Origin of the sequence: Paenibacillus sp. TAF43_2, assembly GCF_052113545.1 — a bacterium.
In the GTDB taxonomy this organism is placed as follows: domain Bacteria; phylum Bacillota; class Bacilli; order Paenibacillales; family Paenibacillaceae; genus Pristimantibacillus.
This window is the reverse complement of sequence record NZ_JBFRDK010000314.1, coordinates 1-3,715: the sequence shown is the minus strand read 5'-3', so window position 1 is coordinate 3,715 and position 3,715 is coordinate 1. Positions and strand designations below refer to the sequence as shown.

Here is a 3,715-nt window from a genome sequence, read left to right as displayed (position 1 = left end):
GCATATTGTAGCAAATCCGTATACACTCTTCTACAAAGCTGATACATATAGCCATCAAGAAAGATTGAAAAATATATTTCCGTTAGTTTTGGGAGCTATTGACAAAGAAACATTATATTTAAGACAAGAGTTAAAAGAACTTGAAAAAGATTATTCAAAAAAAATGAGAGAACTCGGAGAAATTAAAAAAGCTACAGAGCACTGGTTGTACCAAATCAAAAACTATTTTCTTCAAGCTTTGGAATTTGGTTTGATTTTGAATCCACCGGAATCTACAGCAGAATGGTCAACTCAATCTTTTATAGATTATTTAAAACAGGTGCCGAGGAATATGGGTAATCGTTTACCTCAAGTTGAAGAAGATGCTACAAATAGAGCCGTTACTGAGTTGCAAATATTATATAACGAAGAAATTGAAATATCACATGAAATAGGTTCTCAGCGTCATAGACTTTATAAATTATCTAAACTATTTGAATCAGAGAAGCAGTACGAAAACTCTTTAAAAGCTCAAAATGATCGTTTAGGACCAGTCAATTGGCTTAAAAAGTTAGTTGAGCCGACTAATATTTGTGCTTTTTGTGGAGCTGAGAGTGAGAGGGCATTTAATGAACTAAGTAAGCTAGCAGAGTATCAAGTACTCATAAGTAATTCTACAAATGATATTAAAAAATCATATGATATGTTAGATAGAGAAATCGTAAAAGTTCGTATAAAACTGAACGAATTAGAAAAATCATTAAATAATATTAGAACACAGAGAGAAATCTTAGAGTTTCATTCAGAAGAGTCTAGACAATTAAGACAGACTGAAAATGAGATTTTTCGTTTTGTTGGGAGATTAGAAAAGTCTCTTGAAGATTATAAACTGGTTCATGAGGATGATAGTTTAAATGATGAAATTATTGAATTGGAGAAGCGAATAAATAAATTGAAATCAAGAATAGATCCTCAGAAGATTAAAACGAGGCTTGAAATGCATTTGCAAAACGTTTCGAAAGGGATTGCTACATACACGAAGTTTCTTGGGGTGGAGGACTCAGACGATCCTATATCTCTAGACATAAAAAATTTAACTATAAAAAAGAAGTCAAAGCATAGAGAAGATTATTTATGGGAAATAGGTAGTGGTGCTAACTGGATGGGATATCATATAGCGACTATGTTGGCGTTGCACGATCATTTTATTAAATTAAATTGGAATCCAGTACCGCAATTTTTAATTATTGATCAGCCAAGTCAGGTATATTTCCCAGAAAAGTCAGAGTTGGATTATAAGTCAGAAGATATACAACGAGTACAACAGATTTTCACTGCATTATCGCAGCATATTAGACTAAGGAATTACGCTACACAAATTATTGTTATTGAACATGCTGATGCTAACACTTGGGTAGGTTCAGAGGAAGATGTGTATCTTGTTGAACGATGGAGAGATGGAAAAGCTTTAATTCCAGAAGATTGGATAGAATAAGTTGTTAGTTTCTTGCCAATTGGAATTATATTCAGAGTACTTTGAACGATAGCGTGATGAATTGTAGGGGAGACTACATATATGAAAATTGATTCAGATATATTAGTTGTTAATCGGAATATCTGTAATAATATAGATAGATTTGATGCATCAGAAAGGGGACTATTGTCTCAAAACATTCTAGCGCATCTCAGAAATTTTATTGAATCAATAGCGGTAAAAATATATGGGGCCGGAAAAGATATTGAGATGGTATATAATAATATCACTAAAGCCCTAGAACATATAAAATCAAAAGGTAGTTATAAATTTTTAAGTAAATTTCACGATTTGTTACAAATTTCAGCTTCTCATTATACTCTTGATGAGGGAAAGTCAGAAAGGCTCATGCTAAAGTACTACGAGTATATGCTGAAAATAAAGGTTTTTCTAAAAAACACATATAATTTAGATGTATTAGATAATATAGATAAATTCCCTCTTAATATTGATTCTAATCTAACGGAATATTATGAAAAAATTGCTGCTAGAATTAATCAATCTCATTCTAATAAAAGCAAAAGTTCTTATAGCGATAGGTACTATATTCAAAAAATTAAACCGATTTTTATTAACCATTATATATATTATGAGGTGACTTTCACTGTTGCTAGTGATAAGACAAGCAAATTTGATAGAGTAATAGCGTTTACTAAATTGGATATTTCAAACAATTATGCTGTCAAGCTTTCGGTAAGAAATGATACTATTAACATAATGGGAAAGATAATGCCTATTCAGATTATTGATGGATGGGAAGTTTCGATACGTCCATGTGAACTTAATAGGTTTGCTCAAATAGTTGGGGAGCGCCATATTCATGGTGGTACCATAGAATATCGCGAATTAATGCGTTTCCTGACGGAAACGGGGATAAGTTTAGTTGACTTGATAGATTCTTCTGATGATTACTTCTTATATATTAAAAATGAAATATTTAGAAACGTAACCGATTTTCGTTTTTTTAATGCTTTGGAAAAAAGTCGCGAACTGGTACTTAGCAATAGTCCTGGCAGAAATGTAATTAGATATTTGCTTCATAAATTAAATAATAAAGTTTTAAAGCAACAGCATTGGAATCAGGCCTGCAGGAATTTATCATATTTGAATTTGAGCTATGGCTGTATTCCGTTTGATGAAATGCCTTTTAATACATCGTTGAGAAATCACAATCCGAAAATCATAGATTTGTTTGAGTGTATAAAACCTGTAGGTCGTGAACATGAACTTCTTGCACGGTTAATTAAAAACAACACTGAAAGGAATGGAGTATTGTTCACTCCTAAAAAAGATATTGAAGGATTTGAAAATATAGAGGTTCTAATAAAAAAGTATAATAATGCATTATATTACAAACATAGTCATCGAAAGTTGGAAAATTTTAAAGATCATATCTATATTAATAGCTACCTTGAAGATAGCATTGAGATTATTAGAAAGCTTACGGAGAAATCTTCATCTGGTATCAACAATTATTTAAACTCAGTGGAATTCTGGTTACAGTCATCAGCTTATAGTATAGATTGTGATGAAAAGAAATCAGCATTGAAGCAAATGTTTGTAAATTCTCGTGTAGCTTTAATTTATGGTTCTGCTGGAACAGGTAAATCGACATTGATTAACCATGTATCGAACTTCTTCAATGATAGAAAAAAAATATATTTAGCTAACACCAATCCAGCGGTAGACAATCTTAGACGCAAAGTAACAGCTGCTAATTGCACATTTATGACTATTCGTAAGTTTTTATCAGCAAAAGATTCTGATGTTATATGTGATATGTTGATTATCGATGAATGTAGTACGGTTAGCAATTCGGACATGAGGGATATTCTTAATAAAGCAGCATTTAAATTATTGGTCTTGGTGGGAGATATTTTTCAGATTGAATCAATTTTATTTGGAAATTGGTTTAGTATTGTACGGTCTTTCATATCTGAAACATCCGCATTTGAATTAACAAAACCATACCGTACTACTAACCCAAACTTACTTAATGTGTGGGATAGAGTACGAAAAATAGATATGGCTATTTTAGAACCATTAGTGAAAAATAACTTTTCTGTGAGGTTGGATGAGTCAATATTTGACAATTCTGAAGAAGATCAAATCATTCTCTGTTTGAATTATGATGGTCTATATGGCATAAACAATATAAATAGATTTCTACAGGGTAATAACGCAAGCCCAGCTATACAGTGG

The 3,715-nt window shown here is 31.7% G+C and carries 2 protein-coding genes; both read left to right on the top strand.

The genetic code is table 11. The features are described from left to right. Positions 1-1,474, top strand: a 1,474-nt coding sequence (locus AB4Z17_RS32735) for a DUF3732 domain-containing protein (RefSeq protein ID WP_441964542.1), incomplete at its 5' end; no start/stop codon positions are given. An 81-nt stretch (positions 1,475-1,555) separates the two neighbouring features. Next, the coding region (locus AB4Z17_RS32730; RefSeq protein ID WP_441964540.1) for an AAA family ATPase at positions 1,556-3,715 on the top strand (2,160 nt) is incomplete at its 3' end.